We start from the raw sequence: 24,640 nt of genomic DNA on the forward strand, positions 1-24,640 counted from the left end.
AGAACAGGGGAGGGAGTTTGGTTCCTATTGTATAGCCGTGGCTATCGAATGATTCCCAGTCCTTGGGTTGAGCGCCTTGTGAGATCCGGTGCCCTGAAAGGGCAGCGCCTTGGCGCAGGAGGGAACACAGCGCGATGCCCGAAGACGAGCCCTCTCGGGCTTGAGAGCAGAAAGCCAGAAATGAAACAAGTTGGTTGTAAAGCCGTGGATGAACGGCAGCTAAAAAGGATAGCTTGGTTCAAGTTAAGACAAGCAGAGGCTAGAGGTAGGCACAAGCGGACGCCTGCGCCAGAGAAGTTTAAAACAAGGCTTTTCAAGCCAGTCGGGTTACAAACTCGACATCATAGCAGGGCACGGGTTGCAAACCCGCGCCAGCGAAAGGTGCGAGTGAAGGATGGAAGTATAGCTGAAGTGTAAAAGTATAGCTCAAGTATAAAGTATAGCCAAAGCAAGTGTGGCTTAATAAGTCAGTCGAGTCACAGATTCAACATCATTGGGTAGACACTTATCTGGAGACTTACGCCAAGAAACAGGCAAGGGGATTGCAGTGGCACAGGCACAGGCCAGAGAGGGGCAGTAAAGCCGTGGATAAACAGCAAGCAGCCAGAAAAAACTAAATCACAGCTCCCATACTCCCAGAAATTCACTTATTACCTCTCCCGGAACATGATTCCTAAACTCTTGAATCATAAGGAAACACAAAACAAACCTCTCATACTTGTGTTCTACTCTTAGGCATTAAAAGAAAGGATAGTACCTCCCTCACAAAGTATAAGCAGGAAGCAGCATACGAAGGCGGGATTTTTTGTTAAGTTTGCACCCCCAAAGCACTGGCGTTTTTGAGTTTTTGCTCTAATTTTACAACATGGAATTTACTGTTCAACAGATAGCTGACCTGCTGCAGGGCAAGGTAGAGGGAGATAGCTCTGTCAAGGTCAGCACCTTAGCCAAAATCGAGGAAGCTCAGGCGGGCGCCCTCGCTTTTCTTTCCAATCCGAAGTACGAGTCCTATTTATATAGTACCAGTGCCAGCGTTGTCATCGTTTCCGAGTCGTTGGAGCTTAAGAAGGCAACCGGCGCCACCCTTATCCGGGTGGCAGACCCCTATTCCAGTTTCTCCACCTTGCTGCACTACTACCAGACGGCACTGCTAGCCTCAAAAGTTGGCGTGGAAGAGCCTTGTTTTATGGGGCAGGGCAGCCAGATCGGCGAAAACCATTACCGCGGCGCCTTCTCCTACATTGGAAACAACTGTAAAATCGGCAGCAACGTGCGCATTTTCCCGCAGGCCTATATCGGGGATAATGTGCAGATCGGCGATAATACCACCATTTTTGCCGGTGTGAAGCTATATGCCAACACCGTGGTGGGCAGCAACTGCACCATCCACTCCGGCGCTGTGATCGGCAGCGACGGCTTCGGCTGGGCACCGCAGCCGGACGGCACTTACAAAGCAGTGCCTCAGATAGGCAACGTTGTGTTGGAGGATGATATCTCCATCGGAGCTAACACTGCCATTGATTGCGCCACCATGGGCGCTACCATCATCCGTAAAGGCTCTAAAATCGACAACCTGGTGCAGATCGCGCATAACGTAGAGGTAGGTACTGATACCGTGATCGCCTCCCAAACCGGCATATCCGGCTCTACCAAGATAGGCAACAACTGCGTGATAGCAGGCCAGGTGGGCGTGGTGGGCCATATTACCATCGCCAATAAAACCACGATCGGCGCCCAATCCGGTGTTTCTAAGTCGGTAAAGGAAGAAGGGCTGATCATACAGGGCTCCCCTGCCTTCGATTACAAGCAGAACCTGCGCGCCATGACCGTGTTCCGCAAACTGCCGGAGCTGCAACGCGAACTGGAAATACTAAAGGAGAAAGTATAAACCGGCACACTTAAAGGTATTTTAATTTCTCAGGAATTTCCTTTCCCTGCCCTCTAAGGGAAGGCAGGGAAAGGATTCCAGACTTACCCGAACAGCCTCTTAAGAAAGTATAAAATCAACACAAGGACTGGCCTTAACGGCCGTTTGGCTAGAACGCAACAATAAGCTACTGATCCTCTATTATACCTTGTATGTAGCCCCTGCCCACACGTACGGATACCAAGACGCTACTTTATCTATAAAAATTGGCAATACCCTATTTTATATCTTAAGTTTGCAGAGCCGAAGCACTGCCTGGTAAACGGGTGGCGCATTGTGCGGCAGCGGCGCATCTGCTTACGCATCAGAGGCAATAACACGACTACAAATACGTGAATGAACGATAAACAGCACACCATTAAGGCTCCGGTAACTGTATCGGGCATTGGGTTGCACACCGGCGTGGTTTCGAACATGACGTTCCGACCTGCCCCCATCAACCATGGACATAAATTCCAGCGCATCGATTTGCCTGGCAAGCCCACTGTGAACGTTGATGTGGACAATGTGGTGGACCTCTCCCGTGGAACCACTATTGAGCAGAACGGCGCCCGCGTCAACACCGTGGAACACACCCTGGCGGCGCTCGTTGGCCTGCAGATAGACAACGTACTCATAGAGCTGGACGGCCCGGAGCCCCCAATCATGGATGGCTCTTCCATTGAGTTTGTAAAAGCGCTGCACGAGGCGGGGCTGCAGGAGCAGAATGCACTACGCAACTTCTTCGAGATAACGCAAGGCCTTAGCTATAAGGATGATGCGCGTGGCGTGGAGATCGCCGCCCTGCCGCTGGATGACTACCGCGTCACCGTTATGGTAGACTATAACTCGCCTGTATTGGGCAGCCAGCACGCCTCCATCACAGACCTGGACCAGTTTGAGAAAGAAATTGCCCCTTGCCGTACCTTCGTGTTCCTGCACGAGCTGGAGATGCTCTACAAGCAGAACCTGATTAAAGGCGGCGACCTGAACAACGCCATCGTGATCGTGGACCGGGTGGTGCAGGACGAGGAGCTGACGCACCTCTCTGAGCTGCTGCAGAAGAAGAAAGTAGAAGTGAAAGAGGAAGGCATTCTGAATAACACAGAACTTCGCTTCAAAAACGAACCGGCCCGCCACAAGCTGCTGGACCTGCTCGGCGACCTGGCTCTGATTGGCCGGCCGATAAAGGGGCAGATCCTGGCGGCACGCCCTGGCCATGCCGCCAACATCGCCTTTGCCAAAAAGGTGAAGAAGATGATCCACGAGGCCACGATCAAGAACGTGCCTACGTACGATCCCAAGAAAAAGCCGGTGATGGACATCAACCAGATAGCAGCCACCCTGCCTCACCGCTACCCTTTCCTGCTGATCGATAAAATAATTCACCTAGACGAAACGATGGTTATGGGCGTTAAGAACATAACCATGAACGAGCCATTCTTCCAGGGCCACTTCCCTGGCAATCCGGTGCTGCCGGGCGTGATCCAGATTGAGGCCATGGCACAAACTGGCGGGATTCTTGTTCTCAACTCCGTGGAGAACCCGGAGGATTACTGGACTTACTTCCTGGCGATAGACAAGTGCCGGTTTAAGCGCAAGGTTATTCCGGGCGATACGATAATATTTAGATGTGAACTGCTGGCTCCTATCAAGCGTGGCATTGCCAAAATGAGCGGCCAGGCCTTTGTAGGCGGGCGACTGGTGATGGAAGCTGAAATGTCGGCAAGTATAGTAAAGAAAGACGCATGAACCAGCCATTAGCATACGTACACCCAGAAGCCAAGATTGCGCATAACGTTGTTATTGAGCCGTTTGTAACAATCCACAAGAACGTGGAGATCGGCGAGGGAACCTGGATCGGATCCAACGCCGTGATCATGGAAGGAGCCCGCATCGGCAAGAACTGTAAGATTTTCCCGGGGGCCGTGGTATCCTCCATCCCGCAGGACCTTAAGTTTGCCGGCGAGGTAACTACCACCCACATCGGGGACAACACTGTTATCCGCGAGTACGTGACTGTGAGCCGCGGCACTATCGACAAGATGAAAACCGTTATCGGCAAGAACTGCCTGGTGATGGCCTACGCCCACGTGGCCCACGATTGTTTGATTGGGGATAACTGCATTATCGGTAATTCGGTGCAGATTGCCGGCCATGTGGAGGTGAATGACTACGCCATCATTAGCGCCGCTACGCTGGTGCACCAGTTCGCCAAGATCGGGGCCCACTCCTTTGTATCCGGTGGTTCACTGGTGCTCAAGGACGTACCTCCGTTCGTGAAGGCTGCCCGTGAACCCCTCTCCTACGCTGGCATCAACTCCATCGGCATGCGCCGCAGGGGCTACGTGAGCGAGCAGATAAATGAGATACAGCACGTGTACCGTATCCTGTTCATGAACGGCCTGAACAACAGTCAGGCCCTGGATAAGATCGAGGTGGAACTCTCCCCAAGCAAGGAGCGCGACGAGATCATCAATTTTGTGCGCAACTCCGGCCGCGGTATCATTAAAGGCTATTTCGCAAAAGATGCAAGTTAACCTAACAGGCTTAGGTAAACGCTACAACTACGAGTGGATTTTCCGGAAACTGACTTATACGTTTGATTCAGGAACCTCTTATGCCATCCTAGGGCATAACGGGTCCGGTAAATCCACTCTTCTTACGATTATGGCCGGGCATAACCTGGCAAGCGAGGGGCATCTGGCCTATACATCCGGCGGCAGAAGCATCCCGCAGGACGAAGTATACCGCCAGCTCACCCTCACGGCCCCCTACCTGGAGCTGGTGGAGGAGTTTACCCTCCTGGAGATGCTGGACTTCCATACCCGCTTCAAACCGCTTCGCCACAAGCTCACGAACGCAGCGCTTATTGACCGCATGGGTCTGCAGCGCTCCAGGAATAAGTTTGTGAAGGACTTCTCGTCGGGCATGAAGCAGCGCCTGAAACTGGGGCTGGCCATCTACTCCAACAGCTCTCTCTTGCTTTTAGATGAGCCTACCACCAACCTTGACCAGGAGGGCGTGGCCTGGTACCAGGAGCACGTGGCCCAGAACAAGGAAGGTCGCCTGATCATTGTCGGCTCCAACATACAGCACGAGTATAGCTTCTGCGATCAGCAGCTGCGCATATCAGACTATCACGTGGTGCCGAGGGCTCGTTGATCGTTGTTCGTTATTCGCAGTCTGATTTATACTTAAGCTATACTTTTAGCCTTATCTGCCGCAAGTCTTCAGCTTTGTACCCTGCAATGGTGTTGGGTTTGCTACCAGCCGGTTACCAGAGCCATACGTTTATACTTGCTGCTATACTTTATACATCGCTGCTATCCTTCTATCGCTGGCGCGGGTTTGCAACCCGTGTCCTGCTATGATGTCGGGTTTGTAACCCGACAGGCCTGATAAGCCATACTTATACCTGGGCTATACCTTATACTTTACTGGCGCAAGCGTCCGCTTGTGCCTTTGCTGCTGCTAGCTGCAACTGGAACCAAGCTATCCTTTCTAGCTCCCGCTGATCCTCTAGTTCCTACAAACCTACCGTTGCATTTCCTGCAGTGGTGCTCTCCAGCCCGAGAGGGCTCGTCTTCCCGCATCGCGCTGTGTTCCCTCCTTGCCTCGCTCTCGCTCGGCATGCCCTTTCAGGGCACCGGATCTCACAAGGCGCTCAACCCAAGGACTGGGAATCATTCGATAGCCACTTCCCTTGCTGTCATCTCGACCCACGGGAGAGATCTCATTAGAATTCCCGATAGATCTCTCACAGCTACGCTGGCTCTCTTCGGCTCCCGCCTCAAGAGTACTCGAGATGATAGAGAGTGTGGCAAGTATAATTCCCCTCCTCGGAGGGGCTAGGGGTGGGTTGATACTTGTAGGGACAAGTCGCGACCTGTCCGCTTTCGGCAGCAACTATGAAACTTATACTTCAGCAGGAGCAGTCGCAGAACTCCCCTCCTTGGATAAGGAGGGGCAGGGGTGGTTGGAACCGGTATCAGAAAACTCCCGCCCCTGTTTTTAGGGAGGGGCCGGGGAATGGTGAAAGCTCTTCTATCAGTAGGTTTGGCTTAACCGAAACTTGAATTTTATACTTGCCAGGCACGCTGCCATACTTTCGGAGGTTTCAAAATCTACTTTCCTGCGCAGGCAAACGTGATGCAGTGCTGAGTACTCGCCGCCATAGTAGGAATATCAAACTCCAGCGAAAAACTAATAACCAATAGCTAAAAAACTACCATTTTACACGGAAGCTGGTTAAATTTGTAACCACACAAAACGCACACAATGGGACGCGCATTTGAATTCAGAAAAGCCCGTAAGTTTAAACGCTGGGATAAAATGTCGAAGGCCTTTACGCGCCTCGGCAAAGAAATAGTGATGGCCGTGAAGGAAAGCGGCCCTAACCCTGATACCAACTCCCGCCTCAGAACGGCTATCCAAAACGCCAAAGGGGTGAACATGCCCAAAGACCGCATTGAGGCGGCAATTAAGCGTGCTTCCTCTAAAGAGGAGAAGGATTACGAGGAGATAGTATACGAGGGCTACGCGCCGCACGGCATCGCCGTAGTGGTGGAGTGCGCCACCGATAACCTGAACCGGACCGTGGCCAACGTTCGTATGCACTTCTCGAAGGGCGGCGGCTCGCTGGGCAAAACAGGATCCCTGGACTTCATGTTCGACCGCAAGGGCATTTTCAAGATCTCCTCTGAAGGGGCTGAACTGGAGGAGCTGGAACTGGAGCTGATCGACTTCGGCGCGGAGGACATTTACGAGCACGAAGGCGAGATCATCATCGAAACGCCTTTCACCGAGTTTGGCAACATGCAGCGAGGCCTGGAGGAGAAGGGACTCAACGTGATAAGCGCCGAGGTCCAACGCATCCCGACTACCCGTACCGAGCTAACTGAGGAGCAGGAGGAAGAGGTGCTCAGCTTGATAGAGCGCTTTGAGGAAGACGACGACGTGCAGGCCGTATACCACAACATGGCGTAGAACCGAATAAATGCATATATCAGATGGCTGCCTTGGGTATTCCTGGGCGGCCGTTTTTTTTTGAATCCACGTAACCACACATAGTTAACACAAAACCAACCCATATGCTGCTATACTTTCTCTTTGCAATTGGCTTTGTATTGTTGATCAAAGGTGCCGATGTGCTGGTGGAAGGGGCCTCCTCTATCGCCAAACGCTATGGCTTACCTGATATGGTGGTGGGCCTGACAATCGTATCGTTCGGCACCTCGCTGCCGGAACTGATCGTGAACGTAATGGCAAGCCTGCAGGGGCAACCGGAACTGGCCATCGGGAACGTGTTTGGCAGCAATGTAGCTAACCTGCTGCTCATACTTGGGGTCACCGCGCTCATCTGCCCGCTGCCCATCAAACGCAATACCATCCTTACCGAGATTCCCTTCTCCCTGATTGCCACGCTGCTGGTGGGCTTTCTGGCTAACGCCACCCTGCTCAACAACCGCTACGACCTCTACATCAGCCGCCTGGATGGGGCCATATTACTTGGCTTCTTCGGGATGTTTATGGTCTACATCTACAACGTAGCCAGAACTAACAAAGATGAGGTGCTGCCCGAGGAGGATACCCCCGTGATGACAATGGGCAAATCCATCCTTCTCATACTGCTTGGAATGGTGGGGCTGTTTCTGGGGGGCAAGTGGGTGGTAGACGGCGCCGTGCACATCGCGCAGGCGTTAGGTCTGAGCGAATCGTTTATTGGCCTGACAGTGGTGGCCATTGGTACCTCGCTGCCGGAACTGGTTACGTCGGCCATGGCAGCCTATCGCCGTAATATCGATATCGCCGTGGGCAATGTGGTGGGCTCCAACATTTTTAACCTGCTCTGGATCCTGGGCGTGAGCGCCATCGTCAGCCCGCTGCCTTTTAACGTGATGAACAACTCAGACATCGTCATGATGATCCTGGCCAGCGCCATGCTCATACTTGCCATGCCCATCGGCAAGCGCAACGCCATCGACCGTGCGAACGGCGTTATCTTCCTGCTGACATACTTTGCCTATATCGGCTACTTAATCATGCGGGGGTAATTCGGGGGTGGAGAACGGGTGGAGGGGGTATCAGCCTTAGCACACGCTACTTTGCCCTCCCGGATGCTGAAAACTCAGAAGTTGTTTTGAGGATCCGGGTGGGTAAATCGCATCCGCTTCCCCTCCGGGGGAAGAACAGTCTATACCAGAAGGCTTCTTTCAGAGTGACAGCCCTCCTTTATACTTCAGGCTAATCCTGCCCGCCTACTTATAAGGAAGTCCTCTGGGCTGTAACAGAAGGCACAGCAAGTATAAAATTTATACTTTGGATGATGCTGAAGTATAAAGGCAACAAGCAAGTATAACTTGAGGGCCTTTTTGCCATGAGAAGGCATTAGCCACTGCGCTACCCTCATAACTTGCGCCAAGGCAAGGCTTAACTATACCCTAAAACCGTCTATAGTTCCCCTACATTACAGTGTTTACCCTGGCCCATCCAGGGAAGGGTGTATCGGCAGTTCCCACTTCTTAAAGTAGCAATGCTTATAGCTTGCCTCGCCGGGTCCAGCCTTGAGGTGGGGCAGCACGTACACCAGCATGACAACGTACTCTCTTATTTCAAATCCCACCTCTGCTTACCTTGTCTAAAGGCAGGCATTGCTTTAACAAAAGCTTCTTGCTACTGCCTGAGCCAAAAAGGCAGAAAATAAATATGCCTGAAAACGTGCTAATCCAGGAGCAGCAACAGCGGCCGGCGTGAAAGTTCATTAGCAACGCCAGCCCACTCTGTTTGCTCCCATCTGCGGCTTTTTTAACTGGCAACAGCTTTTAGGCCCACGATTATCCAACTATATATTGATCTTTTACAAAAACAAATCGTAAAACCATACACTGAAAAGTTAGAATACACCCAGGATAAGAGGAGATGGATGATGCACACGAAGCGGTTTTCTAACCTTACCCCACGTTACCCTTTCTTACCAAATCCACAAGGATAACTATGCCCCATACCGCCCGGTACGACACATGTTTCTGCCCGGGCTCCTCAAGGCATGCCAGAAAGGGGCTATAACCCTGTACATGAATACTATTCATGAACCAGATTTCCAGACCTTACATGTTCACAAAGTACCAAAAATAGTTTGCCATTCTATCATGTAGGGCTTGAGATCCTTGTTTAAGTATAACTATTTACAACTAATCTATGAAGGCAAAATTTTATTCAGCAATTGGCTGCATAACAATGGCTGTCTGTATAAGCACAACAACTTATACAGAAGCCTGGTCTATGCCAAGGCCACTGATTCAGCAAACAGCTGATGTAACTGTAACCGGGCGGGTGACGGATGAAAAAGGGAGCGGGCTGCCCGGTGTAACGGTGATGCTGCAGGGCACCACACGGGGCACCTCTTCTGATGCTAACGGGAACTATACATTGGCTGTACCTGGCGGAGAGGGTACCCTCGTGTTCTCCTTTATCGGTTACCAGACGCAGGAGATTCCGGTAGGCAACAGGTCTACGATAAACGTTTCGCTCGCCCCGGACGCCGAGGCACTCGAAGAGGTGGTCGTGGTAGGCTACGGAACGCAGCAGAAGAGCCTGGTTACCGGCGCCATCTCCTCTGTCCGGCAGGAGGAGATAGCCACTGTGTCCTCTACCAGGGTAGAGCAGGCCTTGCAGGGTAGAACGGCCGGCGTTACGGTGTTGCCGGCCTCCGGCGCCCCCGGCAGCGGCATGCGGGTAAGGGTTCGCGGCGCCGGCTCCAATGGTAACGCGGAACCCCTCTACATCGTGGATGGCATGCGAACCGGCGGCATTGAGTACCTGGACCCTAGCGAGATTGCCTCGATAGAAATACTGAAAGACGCCGCATCTGCTGCCATTTATGGCGCGGAGGGTGCCAATGGTGTCGTGATTATCAGAACCATAACAGGGAATAAAGGAGCCCCCTCCACCATTTCTTACAGCGGCCAGTATGGGGTGCAGTCAGTCGGGGATAGGATGGATTTGATGAACGCCCAGCAGTATGCGGCCTACCTCAGCGAGTCGAACACGGCGGGCACGATACCAGACCCTGCCGAGGTAGCAGGTGTGCAGGGCACGGACTGGCTCGATGAGCTTTTTGAGACAGCCCCCATGCAGCGGCACTCGCTCAGCTTTAACGGGGGTAGCGAGAAATCATCTTTCCTGGTAAACGGCACTATGTTCCGCCAGGACGGTATTGTGGGTGGGGACAGGTCCCGCTTCGACCGCTATACGGCCAGGCTCAACTCCGACCACGAGATCAAGTCATGGCTTAACATTGGCAACAGGCTCTCCTACTCCCACTTCGAGCGCACAGGCATACAGGAAGACGATGAGTTCGGCGGTGTGATCAGCAATGCTATTTTGATTGATCCGCTTACCCCTACCCTGTATACCGGTGCCCTGCCACCCTTTGTACAGGAGGCCATTGATGCGGGATTTCCCTTAGTGCGGGATGCCAACGGGAACTACTACGGGCTTTCGCAGTACATCCGAGGTGAGGTGGGCAACCCCTTGGCGCAGCTGGCCATCACCCGGGGCGAGACGGTGCAGAACAAGGTGGTCGGAAACCTTTTTGCCGACATCAAGCCCTTTGAAGGCTTCACGTTTACGTCCCGCTTTGGCATCGACGCTGCCTTCCAGCGCAACCATGGCTGGAGCCCGAGCTTTTGGTTTTCCTCCGAAAGGCTCAACACCGCCGCCAGCACCTTCGACACGAACGAAAACTGGTTTACCTGGCAGTGGGAGAACTATGCCACCTACGACCGTACCATCGGTTCGCACCACTTTACCTTGCTAGCCGGTGTTTCAGCGCTGGAGCGGAGGTATAACCGGCTGAACGGCACCTCCTCGGGTCTATTTGCGGAACAGGACATCTTTGCCTTCCCCGACTTTACCCCTGATGACAACGACAGAATCGCCGGAACAGAGACCTCCAACACCCTGGAGTCCTTCTACGGAAGACTTTCCTACGACTACCAGAATAAGTACCTCCTGAACCTGACTGTCCGACGGGATGGCTCCTCGCTCCTGCCTCCTGGTAATGAGTGGGGCACTTTCCCTTCTGTTTCCGTAGGCTGGGTGCTTAGTAACGAGGATTTCTTCCCTGCCGGCGATGTACTAAATTACCTAAAGCTGCGCGGCAGCTGGGGCCAGAACGGAAGTTTGTCTAACCTGACCCTGGGGCAATGGGCTGCGGTAATTACCTCGCAGGGTATCCGCTACCCCGATGGCAATGGCGGCTACATCACGGTGGCTGAGCCGGCCCAGCTGGCCAACCCGGACCTTACCTGGGAGACAAGCCAGCAGGTTGACGTTGGCCTGGACCTGGGCTTCTTCCAGAACAGGCTCACCCTCACCACCGACTACTTCGTGAAGACCACGAAGGATCTGATCACCCCTGGTACGCCCCCCCGGTTTATCGGGAACGTGTTGCCCTTCGTGAACGGCGGTGATGTACGGAACAGGGGCTGGGAGTTCGAGCTTGGTTTCAACAACGACGAGAATGCCTTTAAATATGAATTCGCCGCTAACCTGACCACGCTGGACAACGAAGTAACTTTCCTGAACCCGAACGTTACCCGCATCGCCGGCACAGGCGTCGGCACGGGCTGGACGGCTACCTACTTCGAAGAGGGCTTTCCGATCTGGTACTTCCGCGGCTACAAGACAGCGGGCATCTTCCAGACAGAGGACGAGATAGGGCAGTACCTGAGCGAAAACAACATCACAGGGTATGACCCTGCGCCCGGCGACCCCATCGTGGTGGATGTTAACGGCGATGGCCAGATCTCGCCGGACGACCAGACCTTTATCGGCAGCCCACACCCAGAGCTCGTGTACGGTGGCCGCATTAACCTCAGCTACAGGGGCTTTGATTTCCTAGCTTTTATCCAGGGCCAGTCTGGCAACGACGTGCTGCTGGCCTTCAACCGTGTAGACCGCCCGACCGCCAATAGGCCCGCCTTTTTCTACGAAGACCGCTGGACCGGGCCGGGAAGCACCAATAGCTGGTTTGCCCCCAACACCACCAGTACCTTCGTGTATAACAGCGACCTGATGCTCTTCGATGGCTCCTATGCCCGTATCCGGCAGCTGCAGTTGGGCTATACGCTGCCCAACACCCTCACCGAGCGCATCAGCGTACGGGATGCCAGGTTCTATGTGTCGCTGGACGACTTCTTCACCTTTACCGATTACCCTGGCCTGGACCCAGAGGCAGGCAGTAACGATGTGAACAGCCTTGGCATTGACAGAGGCGTGTACCCTGTTCCCCGAAAAGCATTGGTGGGCCTTACGTTCAGCTTCTAACCTTTAACCAAGAAAGACCATGAAAGAGTATATTTTGAAAATAGCAATGATGAGCCTGTTCACACTATTGGTAGCAACAGGCTGCGAGGAAGATTTTCTGGAGTCAGACATACCGGGCAGGCTGCCGCAGGAGGAGTTCTACCAAACTGATGAGGACGCCCTGCGGGCCACGGCCGCTGCCTACGATATGCTGCAGGCGCACTACAACTGGGGCTGGGCCAGTATGTACCTTGTCAAAACCCTGCTATCGGATGAGAGTAACGCCGGGGGCAGCGGCCCAGGGGATCAGCCAGGCTACCAAACCCTCGACGATTACACGTTCGACTCCCAAAATGACGCGGTGCTGGGTGCCTGGAGCATGAGCTACTACGGCATCTACCGGGCCAACCAGGTCATCAACAGAGTTGACCCTGAAACAGACCTGCGCCAGCGCCTGATCGCGGAGGCCAAGGCACTGAGGGCGCTTTACTACCTAGACCTTGTTTCGCTTTGGGGAGATGTGCCGCTGATAGTGAGTGACATCCCGCCAAGTGAGTACAACGCACAGCAGCGGGCCAGCCGGGAGGAGGTATACGCGCAGATAGAGCAGGACCTGACCGAGGCCATTGCCGAGCTACCCCTGAAGAGCACCTACGGTAGCGGAGAAAGGTTCCGCTTCTCCAAGGGGGCGGCACAGGCCTTGCTCGGCCGGGCGCACCTGTACCAGGAGGAGTGGCAACAGGCTGCCCAGCTGTTTGATGAGGTCATCAACTCCGGCCAGTACAGTCTGGAGCCGAACTTCAGCACCGTATTTTCGCAGGAAGGGGAGTTTGGGCCAGAGTCTTTGTTTGAAGTGGCTTACTCCAACGATGCAAATTATGATTGGGGGAATTTTCCGTGGGGCAACGGCCGCAACCTGGAAAGCAACATCCACATACAGCTGATGGGACCACGCTCCGACTTCTATACCAAGGCACCGCAGGACTCTTTGATTGGCGGCTGGGGATTTAACACACCTCGCCCTGGGTTATACCAGGCCTTTGTCGAGGCAGGCGATACCGAGCGAAAAATCAACACCATTATGTCAGAGGAGGAGTTGGAGGCAATGGGCGGCAACTGGAGTGAACCCAATGCTTATGATTACATGGGCTACTTCCAGCGCAAGTATGGCTCCTACGTCAATCAGACCAGCTCTGAGGGCGGCTCCATTGCGGAATTGAACTATGGCACCAACTGGCGTCTGATCCGGTACGCGGATGTGCTGCTGATGGCTGCCGAAGCCTACTACCGCCTGGGCGATGAGGCCAGGGCACGCGAAGAACTGAACAAAGTGCGCCAAAGAGCCGGGCTCGAGGCGGTGATGGTTTCTGGCACGGACCTGTTCAATGCCATTGTAAGGGAACGGCAGTTGGAGCTGGCCTTTGAGGGCTTCCGGTACATCGACCTGGTGCGTTGGGGGCTGGCGGCACAGGAGCTGGGGCCGCTCGGTTATATGGAGGGCAAGCACAACCTGCTACCGGTACCAGACACGGATGTGAGAACGGCTAACCTGGCGCAGAATCCTGGCTATTAGGCCCTGTTCAAATGTATAAAGACAGCGGGGAGCTACCATGGCAGCTCCCCGCTGTCTTTGTAGCTGCTTAAGCAGCATTTGTTAGTAGTTCCACGGATACAGGTCCGGCTCTTTGGCGCCGCGGCTCTTCATGCGGATCGGGTGCACCGCCTCGGTCTCCTCAAAGTATAGGAAGGCATCATAGCGCTCGGGGATAATGGAGGGAACGTAATTGCCGAACATCTCATACTTGGGATCATACACTACCCCGATGGCGCGGTGGCCGATATAATCCTGCACCTCCGGCACATGCTTCAGGTCCCTGGAAAGTATGATCTTATCCTCGGTGCTGACGTTGTGGAGGAACTCCTCCCAACTGCCGCTGACGGCGGGTGGCACGTCCATTTTCTGCATCGGTGCTCCCCAGGCTTTGCCGGCTATCACGGTGCCCTGGTAGGTGCCAAACCCCACCAGACGCACATTATCGCGCCCATACTTTTCCCGGGCCAGTTGACCGATGTTATACATGCCATTGTCTGCCATATCGGTGTAGCGGGCATCGCCGATGTGCGTGTTGTGCTCCCAGACAATGGCCTTGGAGTCGGGACCGTGGAACTCCAGCAGGCGGTCCAGGGTCTCCATCATGTGGCTATCGCGCACGTTCCAGGAGTCCGTGCTGCCATTGATCATGGCCCGGTAATACTTCTCGGCATTCGCCGCCACCAGCGCGTTCTGCCTGGTGTTAAAATCCTGCTCGGGGTCGTTGCCGAAGCTACGCTGCTGCTGTACCTTCTGCAACATCTCAATCACCTCGCGCTCGCAGTCGGTGGGCACAAAGGCGGTGGCACGGGCATAGGTTTGGGGGTCGCGGTTAAAGGGCTCGAAACAGTTGATGGCCAGGCGCGCAGCCTCGGCGGCCTGCCCGTCGTTGCTCTCCAGGTAGCGCACGATCTGCTCCAGGCTCTCCCAAAGGCTGTAGACGTCCAGCCCGTAAAACCCGGCTTTCTCGCCCTGCTTGCGCTGGTTGTTAAACTCCCGCAGCCACTCCACCAGCGCCGCCACCTCCCAGTTTGCCCACATCCAGGTAGGCCAGCGGCGGTATACTTCCAGCACCTCGGCAATCTTGCTGCCAGCATTGGGATAGCCTTTCACCATGCGGTTCACGGCATAGCACTCGGGCCAGTCGCCTTCCACGGCAATAAACTGAAAGCCCTTCTCCTGTATCAGCCGCCGGGAGATAGCCGTGCGCCAGGTATAGTACTCGGAAGTGCCGTGCGAAGCCTCCCCCAGCATCACGACACGGGCATCGCCTATCTCCTGCAGTAAAACATCCAGGTCTTTCTCTTTTGTAAGTGCCGTGTATTGAAAAGGTTTCTGTCCCATAGCCGTGGTGTAAAGTATGACGTAGCGCTCCAACAAATTTGCTGTATTGTACTTTCCTCGAGCGGTTTATGTTCCACAAAATAAAACACCCGCTCTACTTCTCAGGTAAAGCAGGTGCAACCGAAAGGCTAAATATGATACCTGATTACGACTGGTTCTGCTGGGAGAACACCCTGCGCAGCAGCTCGGTGGTGCGGGCAAGCGGGTTTTCGCGTATCTTCAGTTCCTCCGCTGCCACGAGCGTAAACAGGCCGTCTATGGCTTTCTGAGTGGCGTAATCGTCCAGGTCGGGGTTAACCTTTTGCACCAACGGGATCTTGTTGTACTGGTTCACCAGGTCGGCGTAGTAGCGGGTGGCGTTCGTTTTCTCCAGCGACTTGACCATCACCGGGTTAAAGGCATCATACAGCTGCTGCGAGGTGGTGCGCTTCAGGTAATTGGTGGCAGCGTCCTTGTCGCCACGAAGTATAGCCCAGGCATCCTGTATGGTTAACTGCTTGATGGCGCTCACGAAGATCGGCACGGCGCTTTTGGCCGCGTCCTCGGCACCACGGTTCAGGGTAAGGATGAATTTATCTACCTCGTTGCCCAAACCCACCTGACGCAGGGTGTTCTCCACACGCTGCACATCCTTCGGGAATGGGATCCGGATGAGGGAGTTTCCGTAAAAACCGTCCGTCTGGGAAGCCTGTTTCGCACCGTTCGTAATGCCCACTTCCAGCGCCTGCTTCAGGCCGGCGGCCACTTCGGTTTGGGTAAGCGGTGCGTTCGCGGTGCCAGCCAGCACGCCATCCATGGTGCGCTGCAGGTCGGTTACGGTGCAGGCAGAGGCGCCAAGCGCCAGGGCAAGTGCAGAAGTATAAATCAGTTTCTTCATAAAGGGTAAGTATTGATTCCGTTAATTAAATATCAGGACAAAAGAATTTCCAAGTGAAAAAAATTACAAGCCGGCAACATACTTCTCAGGGGCTCTCTCTTTATACTTCAGGCAGGCCATGCCCATCTCCTTTGCCAAACAATCCGTTGTATGGAAAAAAGTATAACGACAGTTTTTTACGCAAGCTGCCACAACATCTTTACCTTTATCAGGTTTAAGAAAGCTAAACACAAATCAGACCACAACTATAGATGAAAGCAGTTACTGCTGAGATTATCACCATCGGAGACGAGATCCTGTACGGCCAGATCGTAGATACCAACTCCGCCTGGATGGGCACTGAACTCACCAAGATCGGGGTAAAGGTAAAGCAAATTACCTCTATCTCCGACAATGCCGGGCATATTGTGCAGGCACTGGACGAGGCTAAAACCCGCGCCGATATCATCCTTATCACCGGCGGCCTGGGCCCCACCAAGGACGATTTGACCAAGCACGTGCTGGCCGACTACTTCCATACGTCGCTCAGGCTGCACGAGCCCTCGCTGGCCGACATCGCCGCGCTTTTTAAGGTGCGGGGCATCGAGCTGACGGAGCTGAACCGCCAGCAGGCGTTTCTGCCGGAAAGCTGCATGCCGGTCCGCAACGCGCTGGGAACGGCCCCGGGCATGTGGTTTGAGCAGGACGGGAAGGTGTTTGTGTCGATGCCGGGGGTACCGTTTGAGATGAAGCGCATGATGACAGACATCGTGCTGCCGCAGCTCAAATCATACTTTAAAACACCGCACATCATTCATAAGGTCATACAGACCGTGGGCCTGGCCGAATCCATACTTGCCGAGCGCCTGGAGGACTGGGAAACCAGCCTGCCCGGGCACCTGAAGCTGGCCTACCTGCCGCACCTGGGCGGGGTGCGGCTGCGCCTGACAGGCCAAGGGATGGACGAGGCTATTTTAAAGCAGGAACTGCAGCAGGAAGTGGACAAGCTGCCGCCCCTCATCGGCAAGTATATTTTCGCCTACGGCGAGGTGCCGTTGGAGGAGGCCACCGGGCAGTTGCTAAAAGAGCGCGGCCTGACGGTGGCCACGGCCGAGAGCTGCACGGGCGGCTTTGTGGCCCACAAACTTACGAGTATAGCCGGCAGTTCGGCCTACTTCATGGGCGGCGTGATCGCCTACCACAACGAGGTGAAAATACGGGAGCTACGCATAAAACCTGAAACCCTGCAACAGCATGGCGCCGTAAGCGAGGCTACCGTGCGGGCCATGGCCGAGAACGTACGCCTGCAGTTTAGCACAGATATCGGCCTTGCCACCAGCGGCATTGCCGGGCCGGATGGCGGCACGCCAGACAAACCGGTGGGCACGATCTGGATCGCCTATGCCGACAAGTATAAAACGGAAGCTAAGCTACTCAATTACAACAAGAACAGGCTGCTCAATATAGAATACACTACCATGGCTGTGCTGAACCTGCTGCGCCAAAGTTTGGAGCCAACGGTTGAGGAATAGGCTAAAATAATTAACTTTGTCTGAACTTTTCATACAACAGGCCTGAAAAGGGGTTAGTACTCACTTCCTTTTTAGAGCCCTGCATCTTTTCCTGAATTAAAAACGATCAACGAATAACGACACATATGGCACTTGTAGAAATGGTTATGCCCAAGATGGGCGAGAGTATCATGGAAGGTACCGTTCTCAAATGGCTCAAAAGCGTGGGTGACACCATTGAGCAGGACGAATCGGTACTGGAGGTAGCTACAGATAAAGTGGACACAGAGGTACCTGCCCTGCAAAGCGGCGTGCTGAAGGAGATTTTGGTACAGGAGGGTGATGTGGTAGCCGTTGGCGCTCCGATCGCTGTCATCGCTACGGATGGTGAGGACACCGGTACTCCTGCTGCCCCTGCTACTACCGAGGCTCCCGCCCCTGCCGCCGCTGCACCTGAGGCCGCGCCACAGCAAGCTGCCGCTTCCCCTGCCGGCGCTGTAGCCAGGCTAGACCAGCCTGCCGCTGGCCGTTTCTACTCGCCGCTGGTGCTCAACATTGCCCGCGAAGAAGGCATTTCGATGCAGGAACTGGAGTACATTCCGGGTACCGGCAAGGAAGGCCGCGTGTCCAAGAAAGATATTCTGGAGTATGTAGAGAGCCGTAAAAACGCTCCTGCCCAGGCTGCCGCTCCGCAGGCACAGGCTCCGGCTGCTCCACAAGTACAGCTACAGACAGCCCCTGCCGCTCAGCCGCAGGCTGCTGCCCCTCAGGTGAAACCGGCTGCTTCTTACGGTGGCAACACAGAGCTGATCGAGATGGACCGCATGCGCAAGATGATTGCCGACCGCATGGTAGACAGCAAGCGCATCTCTCCGCACGTTACCTCTTTCGTGGAGGCCGACGTGACCAACCTCGTGAACTGGAGAAACAAGTGGAAGAATGAGTATAAGAAGCGCGAGGGCGAGAACCTGACCTTCACGCCGATCTTCATCGACGCCATTGCCAAGGCCATCAAAGACTTCCCGATGATCAACGTGTCGGTGGACGGCAGCACCATCATCCGCCATAAGGACATCAACATCGGCATGGCTGTGGCTCTGCCTAGCGGTAACCTGATCGTGCCCAACATCAAGAACGCCGACCAACTGAACCTGAACGGGCTGACCAAGAAGGTGAACGACCTGGCCAACCGTGGCCGCATGAACAAACTGACGCCGGACGACCTGGCAGGTGGCACCTACACCGTGTCTAACGTGGGCTCTTTCGGCAACGTGATGGGCACGCCGATCATCATGCAGCCGCAGGTGGCCATCATGGCGGTGGGCGCGATCAAGAAAAAGCCAGCCGTGATCGAGACGCCGGAAGGTGATCTGATCGGAATCCGCCACTTCATGTTCCTGTCGCACTCTTACGACCACCGCGTGGTGGATGGCTCGCTGGGCGGCATGTTCGTGCGCCGTGTGGCCGATTACCTGGAGCAGTTCGACGTGAACCAGACCATTTAATCTATGACAAAAGATCTTTTGACTTAGGACAAAAGGCCTCCTTGTAAGTATAAAGCCTGCTTCGTAACCGGAGCAGGCTTTCTTTTGTCAGAAATTTTAAGAAAACCAGCACTTTTTGCGATTGCCAAAGTATAAATTAGCAAATTGGTATATTATTACGCATTATGCTGACATCACACGAACCAATAAAACGATGAAAAACATACTTCCCTGGATACTGGCCGCCGTGTTCCTGTTTCTGGCGCTATACTTTTACTGGCAGAAAAACGAGGCTGAGAGTCGCCTGAGCATTGCCGACAGCCAGGTGGCCGAGATTGACCAGGAACTGGAGGAGCAGACCGCGGCCGTGGACTCGCTGGAGGAAATGGTGCTGCCACCCGACACGATGAACCTGGTGCCTCCGGGCGGTGCCGCCTTTGTGGACGAACTGGGCAGCCTGAGCCAAGCCGATATCCAGCGCCTGAAGCGCAAGGGCCTCAAAAACCCGGAGACCGACCTGATGAACGACCTGAGCCGCAAGCAAGAGGCGCTCCTGCCTACCAAAGGCGTGCTGGGCGGCACCATGGCCATCCGCGACACCCGCATCCTGAACGACCGCTACGCCTTGGCCTACTATGAGGACGGCCACATTGGCGGTTACATGCTCCTGAAGTATGAAGTGAAGGACGGGAAGATTAATTGGACGGTGATGGATAGCTCGCCGCTGTAATTTCCTAGCACGGGATTTGAGTGGAAGAAGTATAAAGCACAAAAATCAGCCAACCGATGTCAACACTACTGCTAAGTTTCCTGCTTCCCCTCTCCTTTATACTTTCCGATTCATCTCAGCTGCGCCTGCAGCGGGACCTGCAGAAAGACCTCAGCCGCCTGCAGCAGGCCAACAGCTACTTCATCAGCGACAACAGCAACCTGAGCCCCACCGTGCAAACCGTGGCACAGGACCTGCAAATGTTCGCCCTGGTGGCCAACCTCGACCTGAGCAAGGCCACCTACATCCAGCAACAGCAGGGGCAACACCAGGTGCACCGCTGGAAGTTTGATGAGGGTGAAATCCGCAGCATTGTGCAGATACAGAGCAACATTGCACTGGACACGGTGGTAACGCAGCGCTACCTCGAGAACCGCGCCCCCACCCAGCACCGCATCCAAAACAGCTTCAACTTCCGCACCTATCTTGTTTCCACAGCTTCGGAGCCAGACAAGCTATACTACCTGACAGAGGAACAGCAGGGGCTGCTAGGCTACCGGCTAGGCGAAAAGCAGGTGGAGATAACCTATGCTGCGGCCAAAGAGGGCTTGAGCGATATCCTGCCTGCGTATAAAGCGGAAGTGCAGCAGCTGAGCGCCGGATTCCGGTAATAGCTGCATTTTGTTTCCCTCCCCTCAAACCACACCATTCTCATCCGAAGCTAATCTTGGAAATGGGTATTGTTTGCGCCCCTCCGGAAAAGCGCTTCCTGTAAAATCATTCGCTGGCAGCACCCTTTCGGTTTATACTTGCTTTTACAATCTGAAGCACTTGCTGTAAGTAAAGTATTCTTCAGTAATTATGTCGCAGTGACGGCAGGTTTGCTCCGGCAGTTCAGCCAACAAGTATGGGCGGGTAGCCATGTGCTGACAGATTGACATAAAAAAGAGGCGATCTTCCTGTTGGCACATACCTTGTTAAAACAGAAGTAACCTTAAAAGAAAATTGAATCAGCAACTATAAATAAAACTATAGAATGGGAAAAATAATAGGCATTGACTTAGGTACTACAAACTCTTGCGTTGCCGTAATGGAGGGTAACGAGCCGGTTGTTATACCTAATAGCGAAGGACGCCGCACGACTCCGTCTATCGTAGCATTCTTGGATAACGGAAACGGCGAGCGTAAAGTAGGAGATCCTGCCAAGCGCCAGGCGATCACGAACCCGCAGAACACGATTGCTTCCATCAAGCGCTTCATGGGCCACAGCTACAACGAGGTGAGCGAGGAGGCAAAGCAGGTTTCTTACAAAGTGGTACAGGGTGGTAACAACACCGTACGCGTTGAGATCGGCGACAGACAATATACGCCACAAGAGATCTCCGCAATGGTGCTTCAGAAAATGAAGGCTACTGCCGAGGAGTACCTGGGAACTACGGTCACAGAAGCGGTTATCACTGTTCCAGCATACTTTAATGATGCACAGCGCCAGGCTACCAAAGAGGCCGGCCAGATTGCAGGCCTTGAGGTGAAGCGTATCATCAACGAGCCAACCGCCGCTGCGCTTGCTTACGGCCTGGACAAGAAAAGCATCGACCAGAAGATCGCGGTGTTTGACCTTGGTGGCGGTACATTCGATATCTCGATCCTGGAATTGGGTGACGGCGTGTTCGAGGTACTTTCCACAAACGGCGACACGCACCTGGGTGGTGATGACTTTGACCAGGTGATCATCAACTGGCTGGCCGATGAGTTCAAGAAAGACGAAGGCCTGGACCTGCGCAAAGACCCGATGGCATTACAGCGCCTGAAAGAAGCCGCTGAAAAGGCTAAGATTGAGCTTTCCTCTTCTCAGGAGACAGAAATTAACCTGCCTTACATCATGCCGGTAGATGGGGTGCCGAAACACCTGGTGCGCAAACTCAGCCGCGCCAAGTTCGAGCAACTGTCTGACGATTTGATCCGCCGCTCCATGGAGCCTTGCAAAAAAGCGCTTCAGGACGCTGGTCTTTCTACTTCTGATATCGATGAGGTGATTCTGGTAGGTGGTTCTACCCGTATCCCGAAGGTGCAGGAAGAAGTGGAGAAATTCTTCGGCAAGAAGCCTTCTAAAGGCGTGAACCCGGATGAAGTGGTGGCCATTGGTGCCGCTATTCAGGGTGGCGTACTAACAGGTGAGGTAAAAGACGTGCTCCTGCTGGACGTAACGCCGCTCTCACTCGGTATTGAGACAATGGGTGGCGTGATGACCAAGCTGATCGAGTCTAACACAACGATTCCTACCAAGAAGTCTGAGACCTTCTCTACCGCTTCGGATAACCAGCCATCCGTGGAGATCCATGTGCTGCAGGGCGAGCGCCCAATGGCTAAGGATAACCGCACGATCGGCCGCTTCCACCTGTCCGACATTCCGCCGGCACCGCGTGGCGTACCGCAGATCGAGGTTATTTTCGACATCGACGCCAATGGTATCCTGCACGTAACAGCGAAGGATAAAGCGACAGGCAAAGAGCAGAAGATTCGTATTGAGGCTTCTTCTGGCCTGAGCGAGCAGGAGATCGAGAAAATGCGTAAGGAGGCGGAGGCCAACGCCGAAGCTGATAAGAAAGCCAAGGAAGAGATCGAGAAGCTGAACACAGCCGACTCCATGATCTTCCAGACTGAGAAGCAGCTGAAAGAGTATGGCGACAAGCTATCTGCCGGTAACAAATCGAATATCGAGAACGCGCTGGGCGAGCTGAGAACTGCTCACGGAGCCAAAGATATCGCTGGCATCGATAAAGCCCTTGAGAACCTGAACAACGCGTGGAGTGCAGCCTCTCAGGAAATGTACGCTGCAACACAAGGCCAGGGAGCACCAGGCGCTGAAGCAGGAGGTGGCAACGGCCAGCCTGGCGGTCCGCAGGGTGCAGCCAACGACGGCGGCGTAACCGATGTAGACTACGAGGAAGTAGACGGCAGCACCAACAAATAAGCATCTAAAACTCAAACCATACAAAACTCCCCTGCTGGTCTCCGGCAGGGGAGTTTTTTGTTTTAAGCCTTACATTCTGCTTTTATATATAGTAGAAATATGTAAATTTTACTAAAATCACTTATTTGCATATTTCAAGCCCTAACTACTTCCATTCCTCCATGAAACAACTTTACATTACCCTCCTTTTACTCTTTGTTTGCAGCCTCTCCTTCGCCCAGAGAAGCTTTCAGCCCGGCTACATTGTGCAGCACGGTGATACGGTCCGCGGCTTGGTAGACTACAGGGGGCCCATGCGCAGCTCTGTGGTAACGACTTTCAAAGAACAGGAGCGTTCCTCCGAAAAAACCTTTACGCCACATGACATAACGGCCTACGGCTTTGAAAACGGGCAGAAACTGTTCGAGGCGTTTGATATTCCTGTGGCAGCAGAGGCGGATACAACAAAGGAGCGGGTGTTCCTGGATGTGCTGGTTAAGGGCCGGGCAAGCGTGTACTATTACCGTGACTCGTTCCAGAGAGACCGTTACTTCCTGAAAAAAGAGGGTCAGCCACTAATAGAACTCATTTACGAGGAGATTATGCTGAAAGACACGAACTCGGGTAAGCTATATAAAGCGAAGAAACGGGATTATGCTAACACGATCGCTGTAGCCTTTGCGGACTGTGAAAAGATAAAAGCGAGCAGATTTAAAGCCTTGATGTTCACGGCTAGCGCCCTGGCTGACATAACAGAAGCATACAACCAATGCGTGGGCGGCGGAACTGACATAAAAAAAGCTGACAGAAAGAAGCCTGTCTTTACCATTGCCCCTGCTCTCACCTATACTTCCAGCACCTTTACGCTGAAAGGCGATGAGCACCCGGCAAGCCGTGGGAAGTATAAAAACGAATCCATAGGGCTGGGGGGCGGTATCACCACCAATGTCACCGTCCCAAGGCTAAACGAAAAGCTCTCCATTCAGGCAGACCTGCTTTACATGCCTTTCAGGCAGACAGCCTCTTTCAACTACAGAAACAGCCTTGGCTTTAACTATGAGTATGACGTAGTTTTTGATGTGGATTACCTGAAAGTGCCAGTTCAGTTCATGTATACTTACCCTAATGGTAAGCTAAGGGCATACTTTAGCGCAGGAGTCGTAAACAATTTTGCTGTGCAGGTAACGCAGCAATCTACCCGCACAGATTACTTTAACCCGGACGAACCAAGAGTACGAGAGCAGGAAGCTTTTGGTGAAGGCGGCTTTCGAAAGCGCACACTGGGCGTGACGGCAGGTGCAGGCATGTCTATCCCTCTCGGAGCAAAGGCAGTACTAGTAAGCGTCAGGTATGAGGTGAATGAGAATACATCCGCCATCAACAGTGTTTCCGCAAAGGCGAAACACCTCTACTTCTTGCTGGGTTATAGGTTGTAAGTAGTTTCCGATACAGGGAAAGTGGTCGTTGCAGCGCTGTATCTGCAGCGGCCACTTCTATATACAATTCCCTTACTCTACTTGCTTGTGCGCCCCATAAGTAGTAGACCTTCCATTTACATCACGCGACATCCGAGGACTAACATCCTCTAAAAGTTAAATTTACAACCTAATCATTGTCATAGTAATAACATGCAGGCCGCTGCTGCAGTGCAAACCAAAGTATAATTTATTCAGGCAAAATCATAAGTATAAACGATAAGCCTCCCGCCTCTTACACCCCACAATTCACTTTACTATTAATCGAATAGACACATCAGAGCAAGCCACGACATGTACTAAGCAGCAGTAGCTAGTCTCGTCATCGAAGGCATTATTCATACACTTTTCCGTGAGCGGTTTTGTTCGGAGCAAAATAATTATCACTATTGCAGGGATTAGCAAATTAAGTATTGCAAAAATTAATACAATTTTTAATTTCTTACCTTCTAGTGTCTCTATGGTGTACGCCTACCCTCCAGAATACTTACGTATAGCCC

The 24,640-nt window shown here is 53.5% G+C and carries 16 protein-coding genes; 14 read left to right on the forward strand and 2 right to left on the reverse strand.

Annotation, left to right across the window (positions count from 1 at the left end; all coding sequences use genetic code 11):
* Positions 1–865 precede the first annotated feature (865 nt).
* The 8 genes from lpxD to OH144_RS12545 all read left to right on the forward strand — a co-directional run bounded on the left by lpxD (position 866) and on the right by OH144_RS12545 (position 13,790).
* Positions 866–1,888: a UDP-3-O-(3-hydroxymyristoyl)glucosamine N-acyltransferase gene (gene lpxD, locus OH144_RS12510; RefSeq protein ID WP_266202578.1), complete on the forward strand. Its 1,023-nt coding sequence runs from the start codon at positions 866–868 to the stop codon at positions 1,886–1,888.
* 375 nt (positions 1,889–2,263) lie between these two features.
* Positions 2,264–3,658, forward strand: coding sequence for a bifunctional UDP-3-O-[3-hydroxymyristoyl] N-acetylglucosamine deacetylase/3-hydroxyacyl-ACP dehydratase (locus OH144_RS12515; RefSeq protein ID WP_266202579.1), 1,395 nt, complete (start codon positions 2,264–2,266; stop codon positions 3,656–3,658).
* Positions 3,655–4,446 carry an acyl-ACP--UDP-N-acetylglucosamine O-acyltransferase gene (gene lpxA / locus OH144_RS12520; protein WP_266202580.1) on the forward strand — a complete coding sequence of 264 codons (792 nt, stop codon included), beginning with the start codon at positions 3,655–3,657 and terminating at the stop codon, positions 4,444–4,446. The genes OH144_RS12515 and lpxA overlap by 4 nt, the downstream gene beginning before the upstream one ends.
* The gene (locus OH144_RS12525) at positions 4,436–5,071 is read left to right on the forward strand and encodes an ABC transporter ATP-binding protein (protein ID WP_266202581.1); all 636 of its coding nucleotides are present in this window, start codon (positions 4,436–4,438) and stop codon (positions 5,069–5,071) included. The genes lpxA and OH144_RS12525 overlap by 11 nt, the downstream gene beginning before the upstream one ends.
* A 1,116-nt stretch (positions 5,072–6,187) precedes the next feature.
* Complete coding sequence (locus tag OH144_RS12530; RefSeq protein ID WP_266202582.1) at positions 6,188–6,895, forward strand: YebC/PmpR family DNA-binding transcriptional regulator; 708 nt, start codon at positions 6,188–6,190, stop codon at positions 6,893–6,895.
* Positions 6,896–6,999: 104 nt separating this feature from the next.
* A complete protein-coding gene (locus tag OH144_RS12535) occupies positions 7,000–7,962 on the forward strand; it encodes a calcium/sodium antiporter (RefSeq protein WP_266202583.1) in 963 nt (320 codons plus the stop codon).
* A 1,228-nt stretch (positions 7,963–9,190) separates the two neighbouring features.
* On the forward strand, positions 9,191–12,238 hold the full coding sequence (locus OH144_RS12540) for a SusC/RagA family TonB-linked outer membrane protein (protein WP_266202584.1): 3,048 nt from the start codon (positions 9,191–9,193) through the stop codon (positions 12,236–12,238).
* 19 nt (positions 12,239–12,257) lie between these two features.
* Positions 12,258–13,790: a RagB/SusD family nutrient uptake outer membrane protein gene (locus OH144_RS12545; RefSeq protein ID WP_266202585.1), complete on the forward strand. Its 1,533-nt coding sequence runs from the start codon at positions 12,258–12,260 to the stop codon at positions 13,788–13,790.
* A gap of 81 nt (positions 13,791–13,871) precedes the next feature.
* On the opposite strand, the gene OH144_RS12550 is transcribed toward OH144_RS12545, so the two are convergent.
* Together OH144_RS12550 and OH144_RS12555 are read right to left on the reverse strand one after the other, a co-directional pair.
* Complete coding sequence (locus tag OH144_RS12550; protein WP_266202586.1) at positions 13,872–15,152, reverse strand: erythromycin esterase family protein; 1,281 nt, start codon at positions 15,150–15,152, stop codon at positions 13,872–13,874.
* A gap of 145 nt (positions 15,153–15,297) precedes the next feature.
* Positions 15,298–16,029, reverse strand: coding sequence for a DUF4197 domain-containing protein (locus tag OH144_RS12555; protein ID WP_266202587.1), 732 nt, complete (start codon positions 16,027–16,029; stop codon positions 15,298–15,300).
* 251 nt (positions 16,030–16,280) lie between these two features.
* Here OH144_RS12555 and OH144_RS12560 point away from each other — a divergent pair, with 251 nt between their 5' ends.
* The 6 genes from OH144_RS12560 to OH144_RS12585 all read left to right on the forward strand — a co-directional run bounded on the left by OH144_RS12560 (position 16,281) and on the right by OH144_RS12585 (position 24,101).
* On the forward strand, positions 16,281–17,540 hold the full coding sequence (locus OH144_RS12560) for a competence/damage-inducible protein A (RefSeq protein ID WP_266202588.1): 1,260 nt from the start codon (positions 16,281–16,283) through the stop codon (positions 17,538–17,540).
* Positions 17,541–17,665: 125 nt separating this feature from the next.
* The gene (locus tag OH144_RS12565; protein WP_266202589.1) at positions 17,666–19,024 is read left to right on the forward strand and encodes a dihydrolipoamide acetyltransferase family protein; all 1,359 of its coding nucleotides are present in this window, start codon (positions 17,666–17,668) and stop codon (positions 19,022–19,024) included.
* A gap of 193 nt (positions 19,025–19,217) precedes the next feature.
* Positions 19,218–19,733 carry a hypothetical protein gene (locus OH144_RS12570; RefSeq protein WP_266202590.1) on the forward strand — a complete coding sequence of 172 codons (516 nt, stop codon included), beginning with the start codon at positions 19,218–19,220 and terminating at the stop codon, positions 19,731–19,733.
* Between the two features lie 56 nt (positions 19,734–19,789).
* On the forward strand, positions 19,790–20,383 hold the full coding sequence (locus OH144_RS12575) for a hypothetical protein (protein WP_266202591.1): 594 nt from the start codon (positions 19,790–19,792) through the stop codon (positions 20,381–20,383).
* A 365-nt stretch (positions 20,384–20,748) separates the two neighbouring features.
* On the forward strand, positions 20,749–22,686 hold the full coding sequence (dnaK, locus tag OH144_RS12580; RefSeq protein WP_266202592.1) for a molecular chaperone DnaK: 1,938 nt from the start codon (positions 20,749–20,751) through the stop codon (positions 22,684–22,686).
* Positions 22,687–22,847: 161 nt separating this feature from the next.
* Complete coding sequence (locus OH144_RS12585; RefSeq protein ID WP_266202593.1) at positions 22,848–24,101, forward strand: porin family protein; 1,254 nt, start codon at positions 22,848–22,850, stop codon at positions 24,099–24,101.
* Positions 24,102–24,640 lie beyond the last annotated feature (539 nt).

The organism is Pontibacter kalidii (assembly GCF_026278245.1).
Taxonomy (GTDB): domain Bacteria; phylum Bacteroidota; class Bacteroidia; order Cytophagales; family Hymenobacteraceae; genus Pontibacter; species Pontibacter kalidii.